18 protein-coding genes are annotated in these 19,528 nt (G+C 31.3%); all 18 read left to right on the top strand.

The annotated features are described in order from the left end of the window. Positions 1 to 12 precede the first annotated feature (12 nt). The 18 genes from rnpM (at position 13) to B3Z56_RS09215 (ending at position 19,322) form a co-directional block, all read left to right on the top strand. Entirely contained in the window at positions 13 to 282 is a 270-nt protein-coding gene (gene rnpM, locus B3Z56_RS09130) for an RNase P modulator RnpM (RefSeq protein ID WP_035132803.1), read from the top strand. Next, a complete protein-coding gene (locus B3Z56_RS09135; protein WP_346848368.1) occupies positions 272 to 586 on the top strand; it encodes a ribosomal L7Ae/L30e/S12e/Gadd45 family protein in 315 nt (104 codons plus the stop codon). The genes rnpM and B3Z56_RS09135 overlap by 11 nt, the downstream gene beginning before the upstream one ends. 17 nt (positions 587 to 603) lie before the next feature. Further along, positions 604 to 2,688 (top strand): translation initiation factor IF-2, encoded by a 2,085-nt coding sequence (gene infB / locus B3Z56_RS09140; protein ID WP_346848369.1) that lies wholly within the window; start codon positions 604 to 606, stop codon positions 2,686 to 2,688. An 18-nt stretch (positions 2,689 to 2,706) separates the two neighbouring features. After that, on the top strand, positions 2,707 to 3,069 hold the full coding sequence (rbfA, locus tag B3Z56_RS09145; protein ID WP_035132809.1) for a 30S ribosome-binding factor RbfA: 363 nt from the start codon (positions 2,707 to 2,709) through the stop codon (positions 3,067 to 3,069). Then, positions 3,059 to 4,033: a bifunctional oligoribonuclease/PAP phosphatase NrnA gene (locus B3Z56_RS09150; RefSeq protein ID WP_346848370.1), complete on the top strand. Its 975-nt coding sequence runs from the start codon at positions 3,059 to 3,061 to the stop codon at positions 4,031 to 4,033. Before rbfA ends, B3Z56_RS09150 begins: the two co-directional genes overlap by 11 nt. Further along, complete coding sequence (truB, locus tag B3Z56_RS09155) at positions 4,020 to 4,907, top strand: tRNA pseudouridine(55) synthase TruB (RefSeq protein ID WP_346878626.1); 888 nt, start codon at positions 4,020 to 4,022, stop codon at positions 4,905 to 4,907. Before B3Z56_RS09150 ends, truB begins: the two co-directional genes overlap by 14 nt. A gap of 11 nt (positions 4,908 to 4,918) precedes the next feature. Continuing rightward, positions 4,919 to 5,884, top strand: coding sequence for a bifunctional riboflavin kinase/FAD synthetase (locus B3Z56_RS09160; RefSeq protein ID WP_346848371.1), 966 nt, complete (start codon positions 4,919 to 4,921; stop codon positions 5,882 to 5,884). Between the two features lie 146 nt (positions 5,885 to 6,030). After that, positions 6,031 to 6,294, top strand: a complete 264-nt coding sequence (gene rpsO, locus B3Z56_RS09165) for a 30S ribosomal protein S15 (RefSeq protein ID WP_035132815.1) — start codon at positions 6,031 to 6,033, stop codon at positions 6,292 to 6,294. 109 nt (positions 6,295 to 6,403) lie between these two features. Continuing rightward, positions 6,404 to 8,512 (top strand): polyribonucleotide nucleotidyltransferase, encoded by a 2,109-nt coding sequence (locus B3Z56_RS09170; RefSeq protein WP_346878627.1) that lies wholly within the window; start codon positions 6,404 to 6,406, stop codon positions 8,510 to 8,512. Between the two features lie 188 nt (positions 8,513 to 8,700). Next, positions 8,701 to 8,976: a YlmC/YmxH family sporulation protein gene (locus B3Z56_RS09175; RefSeq protein WP_035132817.1), complete on the top strand. Its 276-nt coding sequence runs from the start codon at positions 8,701 to 8,703 to the stop codon at positions 8,974 to 8,976. A 13-nt stretch (positions 8,977 to 8,989) separates the two neighbouring features. After that, complete coding sequence (gene dapG / locus B3Z56_RS09180; protein ID WP_346876473.1) at positions 8,990 to 10,177, top strand: aspartate kinase; 1,188 nt, start codon at positions 8,990 to 8,992, stop codon at positions 10,175 to 10,177. Positions 10,178 to 10,230: 53 nt separating this feature from the next. Beyond that, a complete protein-coding gene (locus tag B3Z56_RS09185) occupies positions 10,231 to 11,073 on the top strand; it encodes a ClpP family protease (protein ID WP_346878628.1) in 843 nt (280 codons plus the stop codon). Positions 11,074 to 11,226: 153 nt separating this feature from the next. After that, positions 11,227 to 13,536, top strand: coding sequence for an FtsK/SpoIIIE family DNA translocase (locus tag B3Z56_RS09190; RefSeq protein ID WP_346878629.1), 2,310 nt, complete (start codon positions 11,227 to 11,229; stop codon positions 13,534 to 13,536). Positions 13,537 to 13,611: 75 nt separating this feature from the next. Then, positions 13,612 to 14,931 (top strand): 30S ribosomal protein S12 methylthiotransferase RimO, encoded by a 1,320-nt coding sequence (gene rimO / locus B3Z56_RS09195; RefSeq protein ID WP_346878630.1) that lies wholly within the window; start codon positions 13,612 to 13,614, stop codon positions 14,929 to 14,931. A gap of 238 nt (positions 14,932 to 15,169) precedes the next feature. Then, on the top strand, positions 15,170 to 15,712 hold the full coding sequence (gene pgsA / locus B3Z56_RS09200) for a CDP-diacylglycerol--glycerol-3-phosphate 3-phosphatidyltransferase (RefSeq protein WP_346848509.1): 543 nt from the start codon (positions 15,170 to 15,172) through the stop codon (positions 15,710 to 15,712). A 164-nt stretch (positions 15,713 to 15,876) separates the two neighbouring features. Then, the gene (gene recA / locus B3Z56_RS09205; protein WP_035128736.1) at positions 15,877 to 16,911 is read left to right on the top strand and encodes a recombinase RecA; all 1,035 of its coding nucleotides are present in this window, start codon (positions 15,877 to 15,879) and stop codon (positions 16,909 to 16,911) included. 389 nt (positions 16,912 to 17,300) lie between these two features. After that, a complete protein-coding gene (gene rny, locus B3Z56_RS09210) occupies positions 17,301 to 18,854 on the top strand; it encodes a ribonuclease Y (protein WP_051823775.1) in 1,554 nt (517 codons plus the stop codon). Between the two features lie 198 nt (positions 18,855 to 19,052). Then, positions 19,053 to 19,322 (top strand): stage V sporulation protein S, encoded by a 270-nt coding sequence (locus B3Z56_RS09215; RefSeq protein ID WP_035128739.1) that lies wholly within the window; start codon positions 19,053 to 19,055, stop codon positions 19,320 to 19,322. The last annotated feature ends 206 nt before the right edge of the window (positions 19,323 to 19,528 follow it).

Genomic DNA, 19,528 nt, shown 5'->3' on the forward strand with positions numbered 1-19,528 from the left:
AGGTGATATTTTATGAAGGTAAAAAAGATACCTCAAAGAATGTGCACAGGATGCATGGAAATGAAACCTAAGAAGGAACTTATAAGAGTTGTTAAAAATAAGGAAAATGAGATATCTATAGATTTACATGGTAAAAAACCTGGTCGTGGAGCCTATATCTGCAGAAATATTCAATGTTTAGAAAAAGCCGTAAAGACTAAAAGACTAGAAAGAAATCTAGAAACTAAGATAAATGATGAAATATATGATAAACTAAAGGAAGAGATAGTTAATGCAGAATAAATTTTTAAGTTTTCTAGGGATTGCAAAAAAATCTAGAAACTTAGTAGAAGGATATAATGGATGTGAAGAAGAGATAAAAAGAAATAAAATTCATCTATGTATTTTATCCTTAGAGTGTTCAGAAAACACTAAGAAAAAATTTGAAAAATACTGTGATGACAGAAGAGTGCCTGTAATAGGAAATATACCTAAAAATGAATTGGGTATGGCCATAGGTAGAGAAGAAATCAATGTATTAGCAGTAAGAGATAAAAAAATTTGTGAAAATTTAATAAAGTTATGGAAAGAGAATTACGGAATGTAAATTCGGGGGTGAAAGTTTTGTCGAAAATAAGAATATATGAGTTAGCTAAAGAATTAGAAGTTACAAACAAGGAACTTATAAGTGTATTAATGGAAGAGTTCGGTGTGGAAGCTAAGAATCACATGAGTGTCATCGATGAAGAGGATGCTGATCTTATAAAAGAGCTATATGAAGAACAAAAAAAAGAAGCAGCTGAAAAGAAAGAAATCATTGAGGAATATGAATCAAAAATCAATGAAGATATAAGTAAGCAGCAAAGAAAAAATAGCAAAATGAGAAAAGGCGGAAATAAGAGAAACGAAGAAAAGGTTGATGAAACTCCAGATGAAGTAATCGAAATGGAAGAAACTATCGTTGTAAAAGACTTAGCTGATAAGCTAAAAAAACCAGTGGTAGAAGTTATAAGAGCTTTAATATTCCAAGGAGTTATGGCAAGTGTAAACCAAGAGATTGACTTTAACACAGCTGAAAAGCTTGTAGATAGCTTTGGATCTATTGCAGTATTAAAAGAGCAAAATGTTGGTGACATTGCTAAAGAACAAGAGGATGAGATTGATGAGATAGAAGACGAATCATCAGAAGCAAAAGAAACTAAAAGACCACCAATAGTTACAGTAATGGGTCACGTTGACCACGGTAAGACATCATTACTAGATGCAATAAAGAAATCTAAAGTTACAGCAACAGAAGCTGGTGGAATTACTCAACACATAGGTGCTTATACTGTAGATGTAAATGGTGAGAGAATTACCTTCCTTGATACTCCAGGTCACGAAGCTTTCACTTCTATGAGAGCTAGAGGAGCACAAGTTACAGATATAGTTATATTAGTAGTAGCAGCAGATGATGGAATTATGCCACAAACTGTTGAAGCTATAAATCACTGTAAAGCTGCAGAAGTACCTATGATTATAGCTATAAATAAAATGGATAAAGAAAGTGCAAATCCAGATAGGGTTAAGCAAGAGTTAACAGAATATGGATTAGTATCTGAAGATTGGGGTGGAGATACTATATGTGTACCAGTATCTGCTCACACTAAGGAAGGCTTAGATAATCTTCTTGAAATGATTACAATAAATGCTGAAATGTTAGAATTAAAAGCTGATGCTAACAGAAGAGCTAAAGGAACAGTTATAGAAGCTAAATTAGATAAAGGTAGAGGACCTGTAGCTAGTATACTAGTTCAAAATGGAACTTTAAAATCAGGAGATTCTATAATAGTTGGAACTACTTATGGTAGAATCAGAGCAATGATTGATGATAAAGGTAAAACTACAAAAGCAGCTGGCCCTTCTATGCCAGTAGAAATATTAGGACTTTCAGAAGTTCCAGCAGCAGGAGATAGATTTACTGTTGTTAGAGATGAAAAGACAGCTAGAATAATGGCAGAGTCAAGAAAAGAAAAGATTAGACAAGATCATTTCCAAACCTCTAATAGAGTGTCTATGGAAAATCTATATAACCAAATCCAAGAAGGTAAGGTTAAAGAATTAAGCGTAATAGTTAAGGCTGATGTTCAAGGTTCAGCAGAAGCGGTTAAACAATCCATAGAAAAGCTTTCTACAGATAACGTAAAAGTTAGAGTTATCCACGGAGCAGTTGGAGCTATAACTGAAACAGACGTATCTCTAGCTTATGCTTCTAATGCTATTATTATTGGTTTCAACGTAAGACCAGACAATAATGCTATTACAGTTGCAGAAAGAGATAATGTAGAAATTAAAACTTATAGAATTATCTATGATGCTTTGGATGATATTAAATCAGCAATGATTGGTATGCTTGAACCTGAATACAAAGAAGTTATTACTGGACGTTGTGAAGCAAGACAGGTATATAAAATTTCTAACGTTGGGACTATAGCAGGATGTTATGTTCTTAATGGAAAGATAACAAGAAACTGTAAAGTCAGAGTACTAAGAGATGGTATAGTAATTACAGAATCTACTCTTGCATCTTTAAAGAGATTTAAAGATGACGTTAAAGAGGCAGCAGCTGGATACGAATGTGGACTTAGCATTGAGAAATTCAATGATATAAAAGAAGGAGACATTATAGAAGGCTATATCATGGAAGAAATTAAACCAAAACAATTGTAATAGGAAGGAGTGATCTCCATGGCTAACTATAGAGGCGGCAGAATCAATGAAGAGATAAAAAAAGATGTTAGCAACACTATTCAAAACAAAATAAAGGATCCTAGACTTACAGCAATGGTAAGTGTAACAGATGTAGAAGTAACAAGAGACTTAAGCTATGCTAAAGTATTTGTTAGTATATTTGGTACAGAGGATCAAAAGACAGATGCTCTTAAAATTCTTAAAAGCTCAACAGGTTTTATAAGAAAAGAGATAGGAAAAAATGTTAAGTTAAGACATGTTCCAGAAGTTATCATAGAGTTAGATACAACTTTAGATAAAGCTAATCATTTAGAGTCTTTATTTAGAAAGATAAAGGAGAATGATTCTAATGATAACTAGCAATATAGTAGATATCATAGAGAAAAGTAATTCCATAGGAATTACTTTTCATCAATCACCAGATGGTGATTCTCTAGGAAGTGCCACAGCCCTACTTCAAGGGCTAAGGGCACTTAATAAAGAAGCATATATACTTTCAAAGGAGAAAATTCCAGATACTTTTGAGTATTTGCCTTGTAGTGAGGAAATAACAGGATTACTTCAACAGGTAAATGATGGTACAGATTTAATAATTGTATTAGATTGTGGAGATTTCAAGAGAATAAATGCTAATTTAGATGCAGAGAATAGGCAATATAAGCTTGTAAATATAGATCACCATCTAAGTAATGAAAAGTATGGTGATTTTAATTATGTGGATATAAATTCTTCAGCAGTTGGAGAAATAATTTATGACCTATTAAATCAGTTAAAAGTAGATATTACAAAGAATATAGGTAAATCAATTTATACTTCTATTTTAACAGATACAAGTTCCTTTAAGCATTCTAATACTACAAGTAGAACTCATGAGATAGCTGGGGAAATTATTAAAACTGGAGTTAACTTTAATAAAATTCAAAGACAAGTCTTTGAAAATAAAGAATTTAATAAAGTTAAGTTCTTTGGGAAAGTCATCGATACTTTGACATTACACCTTAATAATAAAGTTGTATTTATGGAGATTAATGATGCTATGCTTAATGAAGTAGGCTTAGAATCCATGGATTCTTCCGAGGTTATTCACTTTGGAACTATGATAAGTGGAGTAGAAGTAGTAGCTTTATTTAAAGAAAGTAAGGGTGGAATAAAAGTAAGCTTAAGGTCTAAAGAAATAGTTGACGTTAGTAAAATAGCAGAAAATTTTAATGGTGGAGGCCATAAAAGAGCTTCTGGTCTTTTTTGTGAGGGTTCCATCATTGAAGTAAAGGATAAAATATACAAAATATTAGAAGAAGAGTTGATATATTATGATAGAAAATAATAAACCCTTTGGAGTTTTAAATATAAATAAACCTCTTGGCATTAGTTCCTTTGACGTAGTGAGAAAAATAAAAAAGCTAGCTAAAGAGAAAAAGGTCGGACATGGGGGTACCTTAGATCCCGAAGCTTGTGGTGTGCTTCCAGTATGTATAGGAAGAGCAACAAAGGCCATAGACTTTATCATGGAAGGCGAGAAAGAATATATAGCAAAGGTTAAGTTAGGAGTTGTAACAGATACTTACGATAGAGAAGGAAAAGTACTTCGTGAGAGTAAGGTAGATTCTACAGAAGAAGAAATTACTAAGGTTATAAATAAATTTGTAGGAACTATTGCTCAAGTTCCACCTATGTATTCTGCTCTTAAACAAAATGGGAAAAAACTTTATGAGTTAGCTAGAGAAGGAAAAGAAGTCTATAGAGAGCCAAGGACAGTTACTATCCATAGTATTGATATATTATCCATAGATAGCCCTATAATCCACATAAAAGTTAGATGTTCTAAAGGAACTTACATAAGAAGTTTATGCTATGATATAGGAGAAGAACTTGGTTGTGGAGCTATGATGTGGGAGCTAGAGAGAACAGCTACTGGTCCTTTTACTATAGATAGGAGTGTGGAACTAAAAGATTTAACAGAGGATAATATAAATAATTATATTATTTCCTTAGATGAAGTATTTAGTAAGTTTCCTAAACTTGTAGTTAATGAAAAGTTTGAAAGGTTAATATTAAATGGTGTAACCATAAATGATAGAACTCTTTTAAATAGAATTGAAAAGTTTTGCAAATATGCAGTATACAACAATTCAAATAAGCTTATAGGAATTGGAACAGAAAGCGATTCAGGATTTAAATTAATAAAACTTTTTCTTTAGGGGATATATTTATGAAAATTATACAAGATAATTTTAATGAAGTCATTGAAACTCCTAGTATAATTGTTCTGGGAAGTTTTGATGGTATACATAGTGGTCATAGAGAATTAATTAATAGTGCTAAGGAATTAGCAGAGAAGATTAAATTAACTAAAAATATAGAAGATGTAGAGGTCATGGTATGTACCTTTAAAAATCATCCTTTGTCTGTTGTTAATAAAGAGATTTGTCCAAAACTAATAATGAGCAATGAAGAGAAAGCTATTTTATTTGAAAAACTTCAAGTGAATATATTAAATTTTATGGAATTTAATAAGGAATTCATGTCAATTTCACCAGAACAATTTATTAATAGTTTAAAGAAGCATTATAATGCTAAAGGTATAGTAGTTGGCTTTAATTATCGTTTTGGATATAAAAATTTAGGTGATGTAGGGATTCTTAAAAAATATAGTGAAATATTAGACTATGAACTTTTTGTAGTAGAGCCCATAACTTCAGATGGAGAAGTGGTAAGTAGCTCTGCCATTAGACATAATCTTCAAGAAGGAAATATAGAAAGAGCCAATAAGTTTCTTGGTAGACCATTTATGTTAAGTGGAAATATAATTAAGGGTAAGCAGATAGGTAGAACCATGGGATTCCCTACTGTAAACTTAAATTATGATAAAAAATTCGTAGTACCTAAGGGTGGAGTTTATGGAACTATTGTAGAGTATAAAAATTGCTTTTATAAAGCCATAACTAATATTGGATACAATCCTACCCTAGAAGGTAGTAAATTAAGTATTGAAACTAATATTTTAAATTTTGATAAAAATATATATGGAGAAGAAATTAAACTATATTTTATAGAGAAAATAAGAGAAGAAAAAAGATTCGGATCCATTGATGAACTGAAGAATCAACTATCAAAGGATAAAAATTATGTAAATGGCAAGGATTATTCTATATATATAGATAAAATTCCTAAATAACTAATTTTTACAAATTTTTAATTAGTTTTTCTATTTACAAAATAAATTTAGTTTGATATAATTTCATATGAACCTTATGCTATGTATTCTGAATGCCAACGGGGTACATGGCATATGGCGATTTAACTATTGGAGGTGCATACAATATGGAAAAGGCAAGAAAACAAGAAATAATGCAACAATTTGCAAGAACAGAAGGAGATACAGGTTCTCCAGAAGTACAAATAGCATTATTAACAGAAAGAATTAAAGAATTAACTGAGCATTTAAAAGTTCACAAAAAAGACCACCACTCAAGAAGAGGTCTTTTAATGATGGTTGGACAAAGAAAAGGACTTTTAAGCTACTTAAAGAAGCAAGATATCGAAAGATACCGTGCTATAATTGCTAAATTAGGAATTAGAAAATAATTAAGAGCGGCAAAGCCGCTCTATTATTTTAATTAAATAGCAAAAAAAAGATAATAATAAGTATATATCTATATATATATTTTTTTAATAACCGAAAGGAGGAGATTAAATGACAAATACGTTAAGTACTTCTGTAGCAGGAAGAGAAATGAAGATAGAAATTGGTAAAATTGGAAAGTTATCTGATTGTGCTATGTTTATTAGTTATGGAGAGACTGTAATCCTTGTAAATGTAAATGCGTCTGAAGAACCAAGACAAGGAATAGATTTTTTCCCACTAAGTGTAGAATATGAAGAAAGACTATATGCAGTAGGTAAAATTCCAGGGGGATTTTTAAAGAGAGAGGGAAGACCATCAGAAAAAGCTATACTAAATTGTAGAGCTATAGATAGACCTATAAGACCTCTATTCCCAAAAGGATATAGAAATGATGTTCAAGTGGTTTGTACGGTATTATCTGTAGACCAAGATAATTCTCCAGAAATATTAGCTATGAATGCAGCTTCAATAGCATTACTTTTATCAAGTATACCATTTACTGATGCAGTAGCTACAGTATCAATTGGATTAATCGATGGAAAGTTTGTAGTTAACCCTACATCTAAAGAAAGAGAATTAAGCTCAATGCAATTAACTGTATGTGCTACTAAAGACAGAGTTATGATGATAGAAGCTGGTGGAGATGAAATTCCAGAAGAAACTATGATTGAAGCTATAGACTTTGGATTTAATCAGTGTCAATCTATTATAGCGTTCCAGGAAGAGGCTAGAGCTAAATTTGGAAAGGTTAAACCTGAGCCAGTACTATACAAAGTGAATGAAGAAATCCAAAGTGAAGTAAGAAACTTTGCTTTTGATATGTTAAAAGAAGCTATGTATATCACTGATAAAGATGAAAGAAATCTTAAAGTAAGTGAAATTAAAGCTAGAATAAATGAAGAGTTTTCTGAGAAGTATCCAGAGGGCGGAAGTGACATAGGAGAAGTTGTTTACAATATTCAAAAGGAAATTGTAAGAAACATGTTACTTAGAGATAAGAGAAGACCAGATGGAAGAGAATTTAATCAAATTAGATCTATATCTTGTGAAACTGGACTCCTTCCAAGAACTCATGGAACAGGATTATTTACAAGAGGATTAACTCAAGTAATGACTGTAGCCACATTGGGAGCTTTAGGTGATGTTCAAATCATAGATGGTATTGGAGAAGAAGACTTCAAGAGATATATGCATCACTACAATTTCCCAGCATACAGTGTTGGAGAAGTAAGACCACTTAGAGGACCAGGAAGAAGAGAAATAGGACACGGTGCTTTAGCTGAAAGAGCCTTAGAACCACTAATTCCTTCTATAGAGGAATTCCCATATGCTATAAGACTTGTTTCAGAAGTTTTAAGCTCTAACGGATCTACATCTCAAGCCAGTGTATGTGGAAGTACATTAGCATTACTTGATGCTGGAGTTCCAATAAAGAGGCCAGCAGCAGGAATTGCCATGGGACTTATAACTAGTGAAGATTTAAGTGAAGAGGCTGTAATTACAGATATTCAAGGAATCGAAGACTTCTTTGGAGACATGGACTTTAAAGTTGCTGGTACAGAAAAAGGAATAACTTCAATTCAAGTTGATACAAAAATAAAAGGATTATCTAAGTATTGTATAAGAACAGCTATAGAAGATGCTAGAACAGCTAGATTATATATCTTAGATAAGATAAATGAATGTATAGCTGAGCCAAGAGCAGAGCTATCTCAATATGCTCCAAGAATGTACACTATAAATATAAAACCAGACAAAATTAGAGATATAATAGGACCTGGTGGAAAAACTATTAAGAAAATAATAGCAGATACAGGTGTTAAAATTGATACTAATGATGATGGTAAGATAGTTATAATGTCTACTGATAGTGAAAGTGCTAATGAAGCATTAAGAATTATAAAGGAAATCACTAAAGAAGTAGAAGTTGGAGAAATATACTTAGGTAAAGTTACTAAGATTATGGCTTTTGGTGCTTTTGTAGAGATACTTCCAGGTAAAGAAGGTTTAGTACACATATCTAAATTAGCTAACGAAAGAGTAAATAAAGTGGAAGATGTAGTAGCTATAGGTGATGAAATACTTGTAAAAGTAACAGAAATCGATTCTCAAGGAAGAGTAAATCTTTCAAGAAAAGATGCATTAAAAGATAGTGAAGAGTCTAAAACAGAAGAGTAAATAGAAGTTAAAATAAAAAGGTAAAATACCTTTTTATTTTTTTTATTATAAAACATAAGAACATACTAGTGTATAATTTCATAAATTATATTATAATTGTATTAAGTTTCGTTAATTTACTCATAAATATATAATAGAAAACATATTAATCATAGTAATTTATATAATTATGTATGAGGTGATATGTGATGGAAGAAAAATATAGATATTTAAGTGAAATGGAACGATATGAAATAATAAACATTAATGATGGAGATAAGTATAGTGTCCTGGGCAATAATGATATAGTTATAAATGAAAATGGTGAGCTAAAGCTACTATTACTTGGAGATGGAAAGTCTAGTAAGATGTTTTTTAGAAATAATGAGATGCTGGAAGTTTCATGGGATTATGTAAAGAAGATAGGCTCTAAAACTATAATCATCGATGTTGATGGGGAAACACTAAGAAAATCCCATATATAATATGGAGGTAAGTATGGATATAGTTGTTCAGAAATTTGGTGGTACATCAGTATCTAGTGAAAATAATAGAATATTAGTTACAAAAAAGATAAAAAAAGCTATAAAGGATGGATATAAACCTGTAGTAGTAGTATCAGCTATGGGGAGAAAAGGATCTCCTTATGCAACAGATACATTATTATCTTTAGTTAGTGAAGAATTTAAGATAAATAATCCAAGGGCCTTAGATTTACTTTTGTCCTGTGGTGAAACTTTAAGTACAGTGGTAATGTGTAATGATTTATTAAGAGAAGGTGTAGAGGCAGTTCCACTTATGGGTGGAGAAGCTGGTATAAGGACTGATAATAATTTTAATAATGCATCTATTTTAGATGTTAATCCGAAAAATGTACTAAAGGTATTAGAGCAGGGAAAAGTACCTGTAGTAGCAGGTTTTCAAGGTATAAGTGAAGAGGGGAGCATCACTACCATAGGAAGAGGTGGAAGTGACGTTACAGGGGCAATTTTAGGAGCAGCACTAAAGGCAAAGGAAGTTCAAATATATACAGATGTTGATGGTATAATGACAGCAGATCCAAGAATAGTTTCTAAGGCTTCATTAATTGAGAGTATAAGCTATGATGAAGTATTCCAATTTGCTGATCAAGGAGCTAAAGTAATACATCCTAGAGCTGTTGAAATATCTAGAAAATATAATATTCCATTAGTAATTAAAAATACTCTTAGTGATTGTGAAGGGACTATTATTTCTTCTTATGGTGAGGACAATGAAAGAATTATCACTGGAATTACTCATATGAGTAATAGAGTTCAAATAAGAATTAATGGAGGCTCAAAGGAGCACTGCAATAATATATTTCATATTTTAGCTGAAAATGAAATAAGTATTGATTTGATAAGTGTATTTATAAATGATAAAATATTTACTATAAGTGAAGTAGATTTAGATAAGTTTAAAAATATAGCAGCTAATTATGAAATTGATTATCAGTATACAGAAAGTTGTAGCAAAATATCTATAATAGGTTCAAAGATGAGAGGAATACCTGGAGTTATGTCTAGAATTCTAAAGGCTTTAGAAGAAGGCAATATAGATATTCTTCAAACTGCTGATTCACATACAACTATTTGGTGTCTTGTAGAAAGTAATAAAGTCAAAGATGCTATAAATTTACTTCATAATGAATTTAAATTAGGATAGTATATAAACACCTCTTAATGCACAGAATAAGAAACATTAGGAGGTGTTTTTCCATGATTAATGAAGCGGAAAATAAAAAACATAAGGAAGATAAAGATACTAAATACAAAAAAAATAATAAAAGTAAAGTTATAATAAATGAAGAAAATGATGATGAACAAAATGAAGATGATAACTCTAAAGGGGTAAGTAAGGAAGTTGCAAACTTAAAAGAAGTAGGGGTCATGTCTGTAGCAAAGGCTGATGACAGGATTCAAGTTATACCTATAATAGGTCAAGTTGAAGGTCATAATATTTCTGGTAATCAAACTAAGTCTACTAAATATGAGTTAATTATTCCACAGTTAATAGCTATTGAGAGAGATAGTAATGTAAAAGGTATACTCATAGTATTGAATACTGCAGGAGGGGATGTAGAAGCAGGCTTAGCCATTGCAGAAATGATAACTAGTCTTAGTAAGCCTACAGTATCCATAGTCATAGGTGGAGGACATTCTATAGGAGTTCCATTAGCTACAGCATCAGATTATTCCTTTATAACTCCTTCAGCTACAATGATAGTGCACCCTGTAAGAATGAATGGATTTGTTATAGGTGTACCTCAAACCTTTGAATATTTTAGAAAGATGCAGGAGCGAATAGTTGAGTTTGTAGTTAGAACTTCAAAAATTGATTCAGACGATTTTAGAAGGCTTATGAGTCAAACAGATGAATTACTAAATGATATAGGAACTATATTGATAGGGGATCAAGCCGTAGAATGTGGTCTTATTGATGAAGTAGGTGGAATTAGAGAAGCCTTAGATAAATTAGAAGAGTTAATAAGTGAAGGTGAAAAAAATCAACTAGAAGTAAGTTCAGAAGAAAATATTAGTGAAGAAATAGATAAAATTTAACAATTCACCATTGAGTTGTCAGCAAAATCATGTTGGCAACTTTTTATTTGTAAAAAAATTTGAAATATAGGTGGATTTCAATGTACAATATATTGAGATGGATAAATGGAAATTATTTTCATGAATCTTAGGAAGAGTTTTGGAGGAGATACTATGACTAAAGGAAAAGAGCCTTTAAAAAAGAAAAACAGTAGTAAGAAGAGCACTGTTAAAAATAATAGTTCAAAAGCTAAGAGAGAGAAAAAGGATAAACTTTTTGATTTTAATGGAATTATACTGATAACCATAGGAGTTTTAATATTTTTAGCTTTACTATCAGTTATGTTTTCAGACCCAACATCTTTGGCAGGTTCTATGGGAGTATTTATTAATAGAATTTTTATAGGACTTCTTGGAATTGGTGCCTATGCTTTACCCTTTGTGCTTATATACATGGGAGTAAGTTACATAAAAATAGATAAATATTTAAAGGTAACAAAAAAATCCCTTGGAATTTTAATGTTTATAGTTACTACCATGATTTTTGTTGAGCTTATAGTATTACCTTCTTACTACGTAAAAGGTAATATGGCAAGTGCTATTATAAATCAATTTAAATCTAAGTCTGTACTTCATGGAGGTATTATATCTTTAGTAATTACTGTTCCTATAAGTTCACTTTTAGGAAAGGTAGGTAGCTATATAGTTTTATTTGCTTTATATATAATATCTTTAGTGTTAATTAATAATATTACTATAAAAGAGTTATTTACCTTTGAAAAGGTAGAAAGTAAAAAAAAGTCAAGGGATTTGAAGCAAACAAATATTGCAATTGATGAGGCTATGGAATATGTATCAGCAGATGGGAATACTAGAGACAATGGAAGCAGCGAAGAGTCGAAGATTAAAATTATAGATTTTATGAAGATGGATGAAGAAGAGAATAGATTTGAAGGAAAAATAGAAACAAGTATAGAACAACCTAATAAGTCAAAAGAAAATAGAAATAATATAGAGGATATAGATATTGACATTTCCTTTGGTGATGGAAACAAAATATATGCTTATGAACATCCTGTACCAGAACTCCTTCATAAAAATTTAAGTAGTATAGGTAAAAATAGCGATAAAAAAGACCTCCTTAATAGTGCTAATAAACTTCAAGAAACTTTAGAAAGTTTTGGAGTTGAAGCTAAGGTGATACAGGTTACAAAAGGTCCATCTGTAACCAGATTTGAATTACAACCCCATGTAGGAGTTAAGGTTAGCAAGATAGTTAATCTAGCAGATGATATAGCTCTAAACTTAGCAGCCTCAGGAGTTAGGATAGAGGCTCCAATCCCAGGAAAGGCGGCAGTAGGTATAGAAGTACCTAATAAAGATTTATCAGCAGTATTTTTAAGAGAGGTAATAGAAAGTGAAGAATTTACACTTGCTAAGAAAAATTTAGCCTTTGCCCTTGGAAAGGATATTGCAGGTAATTGTGTAGTGGGAGATTTATCTAAGATGCCTCACCTTTTGATTGCAGGAGCTACAGGGTCAGGAAAAAGTGTATGTATTAATACTCTTTTAATAAGTTTATTATATAAATATACACCTCAAGAGGTTAAATTGCTGTTAATAGACCCTAAAGTGGTAGAACTTAATATATACAATGGAATACCACACCTATTAATTCCAGTAGTTACAGAACCTAAAAAAGCTGCAGGAGCATTAAATTGGGCAGTTAATGAAATGACTAGAAGATATAAACTCTTTGCAGATAATAACGTAAGAAATATTGAAGGATATAACGACTTTGTAGAAAAGGGGATAATAGAAGAAAAGCTTCCATGGATTGTAATAATAATCGATGAGTTAGCAGACTTAATGATGGTATGTCCAAATGATGTTGAGGAATATATAGGTAGACTTGCTCAAATGGCTAGGGCTGCAGGAATGCATTTAGTAATAGCAACACAAAGACCATCTGTAGATGTAATTACAGGGGTAATTAAAGCTAATATACCATCTAGGATATCCTTTGCTGTTTCAAGTCAAATAGACTCAAGAACTATACTAGACTCTTCAGGAGCAGAGAAACTTTTAGGTAAAGGGGATATGCTATATTATCCTGTAGGTGAATCGAAGCCACTTAGAATTCAAGGAGCCTTTGTGTCTGAGGAAGAAGTAGAGACTGTAGTAGAATTTATTCGTAATGGATTAAAGGAATTAGAGTATAAAAAAGAAATCATGGATGAAATAGAAAATAGTGTTTCCAAATCTAAAGGTGGAGAAGATTGTGATGAGTTAATAGATGAAGCTATTAAAATTGTATTAGAAGAAGGGCAAGCTTCAACATCCTTGTTGCAGAGAAGGCTAAAAATAGGGTATAATAGAGCGGCTAGAATTATAGATGAAATGGAAGCTGAAGGGATTATCTCTGGTCGTAATGGAAGCAAGCCAAGACAGGTTTTTGGAAGAGATGATACCATGAGACAATAACTTCTTAATGAAACTTTCATTACAACACAAAAGAAGAGGTTTTAAATAATATATAGATCACTTAGGAGGATAAAGGTGGAAAAATTAAAATTTGGAGTAATAAATTTAGGTTGTGACAAGAATAGAATAGATGCAGAAATTATAATAAGTAGTTTGAAGAGTAGATATGAAGCGGTGACAGATGAAAGGCAGGCAGACATATTGCTAGTTAACACCTGTGGATTTATAGAAACTTCAAAGCAAGAATCTATTGATACCATATTAGAAATGGCAAAATATAAGAAAGATAAATGCAAGGTGCTCATAGCTACTGGGTGCTTAACTCAGAGATATGGTAGTGAGCTTTTAGAACTTATGCCGGAACTAGATATAATTTTAGGTGTAAATGATTATGATAAATTGCATGAATGTATTGAAAAATCTATGAAAACCGGAGAAAAGAGCTGTATTACAACTTATAGTGATACCAATATAAACATTGGTAATAGACAGGTTACAACAGGAGGAAGTACTGCTTATATAAGAATATCTGAAGGGTGTAACAATATTTGTGCCTACTGTGCAATTCCTAAAATAAGAGGAAGATACAGAAGTAGGGATATGGAAGATATCCTTAAAGAAGCTAAAGAGTTAGCTTTAAATGGATATAAGGAGTTAATTATAGTAGCGCAAGATACTACTAATTATGGGGTAGATATATATGGAAAAAAAACTTTACATATTCTTTTAAAAGAGCTAGGTAAAATTAAAAGTATAAAATGGATAAGACTTCTTTATTGTTATGCAGAAGAGCTAACTGATGAAGTTATAAATGAAATAGCTATCAATGATAAGGTGTGTAAGTATATAGATATTCCTATACAACATATCAGCGATGACGTTTTAAAGGCTATGAGAAGAAAAGGAAGAAGGAAAATAATCACTGAAAATATTAAAAAGCTTAGAGATGCAGTTCCTAATATAACTATAAGAACTACTCTTATAGTAGGATTTCCAGGAGAAACAGAAGAGAATTTCTTAGAATTGTTAAATTTTGTCAAAGAAACTAAATTTGATAAGCTAGGAGTATTTACTTACTCTCAAGAGGAAGGTACTGTGGCTGCAGAAATGGAAGGTCAAATAGAAGAAAATATTAAAGAAGAAAGACTTCACTCTATAATGATGGCTCAACAAACTATATCAACAGAAATAAATGAAAATAAAATAGGTAGAACCTATGATGTATTGATTGAAAGTAAAGAAAAAGGAACATATTGTGGAAGAAGTTATGAAATGGCTCCAGAAATTGACGGAGAGGTTTATGTAAAATCTAATAAATTAAGTATAGGTGATTTTGTTAAGGTAAGAATAAAAGATGCACTAGAGTATGATTTAATAGGAGAAATCCTTAAATAATTTTTAGATTTATATATTTATAATAAAAAAATATTAATTAATAATATAGATAAGGATATAAAGTAAAATTAGTATTAATAAACTAAATAATTTTTAGATTTTATTGTATAATGTTTGTATAAGATAAAATAATTACTATTATAGAAAATTTGTTTTTGCTATTTACAATAAGAAGTAAATTTTAATTAGGTAAACAGATTATAGGATTGTTAAATTTCAGGAGTAGGAGATGTTAATGATGAATCTTGCAAATAAGCTTACAGTGCTAAGAATAATGTTAGTTCCGATATTCTTAATATGTGCAATGATTGATACCACCGCAACTAATATTATTGCTTTATCAATATTTATTATAGCTTCAGCAACAGATAAATTAGATGGCTATATAGCTAGAAGCAGAAATCAGATAACTAACTTTGGAAAATTCATGGATCCTCTAGCAGACAAGCTTTTAGTTACCTGTGCTCTAATACTTTTAGTTGAAAAAGGAATTGTTGCTGCCTGGGTAGTAGTTGTAATAATTGCTAGGGAATTTATAGTATCAGGATTAAGAACATTAGCTGCTTCACAAGGCGTGGTAATAGCTGCAAGTAATTGGGGAAAGCTGAAGACTGTAATTCAGATGATAGCTATCATAATGGGACTATTATCTCTAGTATATAATCCAGGGTGGCTTAATATTACAACCCAGGTTACCATATACCTAGCAGCTGTTATAACTATTGGATCTGGAGTGGATTATTTTATTAAAGGAAAAGATATTATAAATATTAATGAATAATGTTTATAATTCTATAACTATGTCAAAAATGGTAAAGAGTTCCTTGAAAGAAATTTAAAGGAACTCTTTACTATAACACTTGACCTGATAAATTAAATACTATATAATAAACATATAAGAACTATTGTTCGTGATGGAAGGATGTGAACCCTAAAGGGGAATTTATGAATAACGATAAATTAAAAGCATTAGAAGCAGCTATGGGACAGATAGAAAAGCAATTTGGTAAAGGCTCAATAATGAAATTAGGGGAAGAGAGCACTTTAAATATAGACTGCATATCTACAGGATGTTTAGGGCTAGATATTGCACTGGGAATTGGCGGAGTTCCAAGAGGAAGAATAATTGAGATTTTTGGGCCAGAATCCTCTGGTAAAACTACTGTAGCTTTACATGTAGTTGCAGAAGCTCAAAAGAACGGTGGTTGTGCAGCATATATAGATGCAGAACATGCCCTTGATCCGGTTTATGCAAAGGCATTAGGCGTAGACATAGATAACTTAATAGTATCTCAACCAGATACAGGTGAGCAGGCTCTTGAAATTACAGAAGCCTTAGTTAGATCTGGTGCAATAGATATAGTAGTTATAGACTCTGTTGCAGCCTTAGTTCCAAAGGCTGAAATTGAAGGTGAAATGGGAGATGCCCATGTAGGTCTTCAAGCTAGACTTATGTCTCAAGCTTTAAGAAAACTTACAGGTTCTATAAACAAATCAAAATGCTCTACTATATTTATAAACCAATTGAGAGAAAAAGTTGGAGTTATGTTTGGAAATCCAGAAACAACTCCAGGAGGAAGAGCTCTTAAATTCTATGCCTCTGTAAGAATTGATGTAAGAAAGATAGATACTATTAAACAAGGAGAAACCTTCTTAGGAAATAGAACTAGAGCTAAGATAACTAAGAATAAAGTTGCACCACCATTTAAACAATCAGAATTTGATATTATGTATGGTGAAGGAATATCTAGGGTTGGAGATATATTAGACATTGGTGTTAAAGAAGAAATTGTCCAAAAAAGTGGCGCTTGGTTTGCCTACGGAGACGTAAGACTAGGCCAAGGAAGAGAAAATGCTAAAAACTTTTTTAAGGAAAACCCAGAAATTGCCAATGAAATAGAAAATAAAATAAGGGAAAAATACTCTTTGCCATTAAATAACAATCCAGTAAAAGTTGAGAATAAAGTAGAAGAAAAGTAAATTACTTTATTAAATCAGATAAAAGATATGTGAAGCTTTAAGTAAAAATATATAACTTAAGCTTTACATATCTTTTTTAATTAAAATTTTAAATATTGTGTATGAAATATACAAATAAATGTATAATTAAAGTATGTGATATTTTAATGTAAAAATTAAAGGTGATATTCTAATTAAAAAATTTTTTTTAAAGGTTCAAGTCGAGCCTAAGAGCTAAGTTGAGAGAATTTGTAGTATTTAGTAATAACCTTGACAATGATGTTAAAGTAATATAAAATGAATACAAATACTGGTTTAATATAAGAGGAATTGAATAGAATATGCACCTTTTCGAGCTTTCATTTTACTGCTAATATATGTCATAAAAAAAGCAAAGGAGGTGTTGGAAATTGACTGAACCAAGTCAAATTATTTTAATAATAGCTATTGCGCTAGTTGTTTGTTTAGTCGCTATTTTTGTTTTTATTTATACAAGAAAGAATATATCTTTAGCTAATGTATCTAAATCAGAGGAAGATGCTAAAAAGATTTTAGGTGAGGCACAAAAAGAAGCAGAATCTAAAAAGAAAGAAGCAATCCTTGAAGCTAAAGAAGAAGTTCATAGATTAAGAGCTGATTTTGATAAAGAGTCCAGAGAAAGAAGAAATGAAATTCAGCGATTAGAAAGAAGGGTTCTTCAAAAAGAGGAAACTTTAGATAAGAAAACCCTATCAATAGAAAGAAAAGAAGAAGTATTATCTAAAAAACAACAAGAGGTTGAGACATTAGAATCAGGAATACAAGAATTATATAATAGTGTAAGAGAAGAATTACAAAGAGTAGCAGGATTAACCTCAGAAGAAGCAAAGCAAATACTATTAGACGAAGTAAAAAAAGAAATTAAACATGAAACAGCAATAATGATTAAAGAAATTGAAGCTAAAGCTAAAGAAGAAGCCGATAAAAAGGCAAGAGAAGTTATAACATATGCTATACAGAGATGTGCAGCAGACCATGTAGCTGAATCTACAGTACATGTTGTATCACTTCCTAACGATGAAATGAAGGGAAGGATTATTGGGCGTGAAGGTAGAAATATAAGAGCCCTTGAAACTTTAACTGGAGTTGATTTAATAATAGATGATACTCCGGAAGCTGTTATTCTTTCAGCTTTTGATCCTATTAGAAGAGAGGTAGCTAAAATTGCCTTAGAAAAACTAATAGTTGATGGAAGAATACACCCAGCAAGAATTGAGGAAATGGTTGAAAAAGCGAAAAAAGATGTTGAGAATGACATAAGAGAAGAGGGCGAGCAAGCCACCTTCGAAACTGGTATCCATGGATTACATGTGGAAATAATCAGACTTTTAGGAAGATTGAAATATAGAACTAGTTATGGTCAAAATGTATTAAAACATTCTATAGAAGTTTCATACTTAGCAGGTCTTATGGCGTCAGAGCTTGGAATGGATCCTACCATGGCAAAAAGGTGTGGATTATTACACGATATCGGCAAAGCTGTAGATCATGAAGTAGAAGGACCACATGCACTAATAGGTGCTGAGTTAGCTAAAAAATGTCATGAATCTCCAATAGTTGTAAACGCTATTGCAGCTCATCATGGAGATGTAGAGTATCAATCTCTAGAAGCAGTACTAGTTCAAGCAGCAGATGCTATATCAGCAGCTAGACCAGGTGCCAGAAGAGAAACTCTAGAAGCCTATATAAAAAGATTAGAAAAATTAGAAGAAATCGCAAACTCATATGAATGTGTAGAAAAGTCATATGCAATTCAAGCCGGAAGAGAAATCAGAATTATGATTAAACCAGATGATGTTGATGATGCAGGTGCTATTGAAGTGGCTAGAGATATTGTGAAGAAAATAGAATCAGAACTAGAATATCCAGGCCAAATAAAGGTTAATGTTATCAGAGAAACAAGAGCAGTAGAATATGCAAAGTAAAATTAGGTAATGAAAAAGGTGAGTCTCCTATTTAATAGGAGGCTTTTATTTTTGTCTATTATATTAAGTGAAACTATAATTTGCAATAATCTAAAATTGTATTTTCAATAAAAGGAATTTTCAATTAAATGTAGAAATAATATATAGGATTCTAATAATATTAGTTTAATAAGTAGTAATAGTAGTAGGAGGTTTAATATGGAAGTATTAAAAGTTTCAGCAAGATCTAATCCTAATTCAGTAGCAGGAGCTCTGGCAGGAGTACTAAGACAAAGTAGTGGGGCAGAAATTCAAGCTATAGGAGCAGGCGCAATCAATCAAGCAGTAAAGGCTGTAGCTATAGCTAGAGGATTTGTAGCGCCCAGTGGAATGGACCTGGTGTGTGTACCAGCATTTACAGATGTAGAAATTGATGGTGAAGAAAGAACTGCAATTAAATTGATAGTACAATCTAAAAATAATTTTTAGGTTATAAAGACATGAAATTAAAAATTTAATTTCATGTCTTTAGTCTTTATATGTAGGTAAATAAGCTTCAGAACTTTGGACAAATGTTATAAAAAGTTAGTATGTAAATATAAAAAATGAGAATAATAATAGTAAGTTAAAATTACCATATAATCTTTACACTATATAGAATAAGTGTTATTATACAGATATGAAGTATATCTTTC

The sequence above is a fragment of the Clostridium sp. UBA7791 genome, from assembly GCF_002480755.1.
GTDB classification, from domain to species: domain Bacteria; phylum Bacillota; class Clostridia; order Clostridiales; family Clostridiaceae; genus Clostridium_J; species Clostridium_J sulfidigenes.